At 69.2% G+C, this 2,999-nt stretch carries 1 protein-coding gene; it reads left to right on the forward strand.

Annotation, left to right across the window (positions count from 1 at the left end):
• On the forward strand, positions 1-2,999 hold a 2,999-nt coding region (locus tag ACFV2X_RS55470), incomplete at both ends, for a type I polyketide synthase (RefSeq protein ID WP_385631927.1).

The raw sequence follows: 2,999 nt of genomic DNA on the forward strand, positions 1-2,999 counted from the left end.
CCCAACCACTGGGGCGGACTCATCGACCTCCCCACCACCCCCACCCCACAACACCTCCACCACCTCACCACCGCCCTCACCACCCAACACAACGACGATCAACTGGCCATCCGCGACACGGGGCTACATACCCGACGCCTGACCCGGACCGCCACCACACCCAGCAACCCCCAGCCCTGGAAGCCCCACGGCACCGTCCTCATCACCGGCGGCACCGGAGCCATCGGCACCCACATCGCCACCTGGATCGCCACCCACCACCCCCACTGCCACCTCCTCCTCACCAACCGCCAAGGACCCAACACACCCCACAACACCCAACTCCACCACCACCTCACCCAACTCGGCGCCACCACCACCATCACCACCTGCGACACCACCAACCCCAACCAACTCACCAACCTCCTCAACACCATCCCCCCAACCCACCCCCTCACCACCATCATCCACACCGCAGGAGTCAACCTGAAGTCGGCCATCGCCGATCTCAGTGCGGCGGATCTCGCCGAGACAGCCGGGGCGAAGGCGACCGGGGCGGCGCTTCTGCACGAGTTGTTGCGCGAGCACGACACGATCGAGCGCTTTGTTCTCTTCTCCTCCATTGCCGGCACCTGGGGCAGCGCGAACCAGGCCGGATACGCCGCCGCCAATGCGTATCTCGATGCCCTGGCCCAGCACCGCCGCGCCCAAGGACTCCCCGCCACCTCCATCGCCTGGGGTCCCTGGGACGGCGCGGGGATGGCTGCGGACGGAGACACACGCGCTCACTTGCGCCGCCGCGGCCTCCGGGCCATGTCCCCTGATCTCGCTCTTGCCGCGCTCGATCGCATCCTCGGCCACGGCCCCGGCAGCACCGCCACTGTCGTGGCGGATGTCGACTGGGAGGACTTCGCCACCACCTTCACCGCCCGGCGTGCGGCACCGCTCATCGACGACATCCCCGAGGTCCGCCAGATACTACGCGGCGATACCGCCCCGCCCTCCGCCGACTCTCTTCGCGAGCAACTGGCACAGCGTTCGCCCAAGGAACAACAGCAGGCCCTTCTCGATATCGTCCGCACTCACGTGGCCGCCGTGCTCGGTCATTCCAGCCCCGAATCCATCGACGCTCAGCAAGCCTTCAGCGCGCTGGGGTTCGACTCCCTCACCGCCGTCGAGTTCCGAAACCGCGTGGCGGCCGCCACCGGCCTGGCTCTCCCCACCACCCTTGTCTTCGACCATCCAAGCCCCACGGAGTGCGCCACACAGCTGCGTACGGCACTGCTGGGAGGGACCGACGACGTACTGCGTGAGGGCGTGTCAGGCACATCGGCCGAGCGCACCCAAGCAGCAGCGCCTCTGGACGAGCCTGTCGCAATCGTCGGAATGGCCTGTCGCTATCCGGGCGGAGTACGGTCGGCCGAGGATCTGTGGCGTTTGGTCGCCTCGGGCACTGATGCCATCACCGAGTTCCCGACGGACCGCGGCTGGGACGTCGAGCGGATCTATCACCCGGACCCCGACCACGAGGGCACCTGCTGCACCCGGCATGGCGGGTTCCTCTACGACGCCGGTGAGTTCGACCCGGCGTTCTTCGGCATCAGCCCGCGCGAAGCCCTCGCCATGGACCCGCAGCAGCGGCTGCTGCTTGAAGCCTCGTGGGAAGCGTTCGAACACGCAGGCATCGACCCGGAGACCCTGCGCGGCAGTCAAACCGGAGTCTTCGTCGGAATCAACGTGCAGGACTACGCGGCTCATGTGCGGCAGGTACCGCAGGCGGTGGCCGGCTATGCGCTGACCGGCAGTTCCGGGAGCGTCGCCTCCGGTCGTATCGCCTATGCCTTCGGCCTTGAGGGGCCGACGGTGTCGGTGGACACGGCCTGCTCGTCCTCGTTGGTCGCGCTGCACATGGCCGGTCAGGCGCTGCGTACGGCGGAGTGCTCGCTCGCGCTCGTCGGCGGAGTGATGGTGATGTCCACCCCGGCGACCTTCATCGAGTTCTCCCGCCAGCGGGGCCTGTCCCCCGACGGGCGGTGCAAGGCGTTCTCGGCCACCGCCGACGGCACGGGCTGGGCGGAAGGCGTCGGCATGCTCCTCGTGGAGCGGCTGTCCGACGCCCGGCGCAACGGCCACCGCGTTCTGGCCGTGGTGCGCGGCAGCGCGATCAATCAGGACGGTGCCAGCAACGGCCTCACCGCCCCCAACGGCCCCGCGCAACAGCGCGTCATCCGCCAGGCCCTGGCCGGCGCCGGGCTCTTGCCTTCCGAGGTGGACGCGGTGGAGGGGCATGGCACCGGAACGGTCCTCGGCGACCCCGTCGAGGCCCAGGCGCTGCTGGCCACGTACGGGCAGGACCGGGACGAGGACCATCCCCTGTGGCTGGGGTCGGTGAAGTCCAACATCGGACACGCGCAGGCGGCGGCCGGTGTCGGCGGTGTGATCAAGATGGTGATGGCCCTCCAGCACGAGACGCTGCCCCGTACGTTGCATGCCGACGAGCCATCGCCACATGTGGACTGGTCGGCCGGGGCGGTCCGGCTGCTGACCGATGCCGTGCCGTGGCTACGGAACGGGCATCCTCGGCGTGCCGGTGTCTCCTCCTTCGGTGTCAGCGGCACCAACGCGCACCTCATCCTGGAAGAGGCGCCCACCGACGAGCCCGACGGTACGGGGGCCGCAGGGCCGACTGCCGCGCCCGCCGCGGAGGAGCCAGGCGTGAGGGCGTCCGCTGTCTCCCTGCCTTGGCTGCTGTCCGCGAAGTCGCCCGACGCGCTCCGCGCCCAGGCGCGCCAGTTGCGGGAGTTCGTGTCCGAGGTTCCCGAAGCCGGTTCCGGGCCGGGGCTCGAGGACATCGGATACTCACTGGCCGCGCACCGGTCGGCCTTCGCACATCGCGCAGTGGTCATCGGCTCCGACCGAGCGGAGTTCCTGCGTGGTCTGGATGCTTTGGCGGCTGACGAAGCCCACACCGCTGTCGTCACCGGTACCGCGAGGAAGACGGGTGATCTGGGCAAGGTGGT

The sequence above is a fragment of the Streptomyces sp. NPDC059679 genome (assembly GCF_042734105.1).
Classification (GTDB): Bacteria; Actinomycetota; Actinomycetes; order Streptomycetales; family Streptomycetaceae; genus Streptomyces.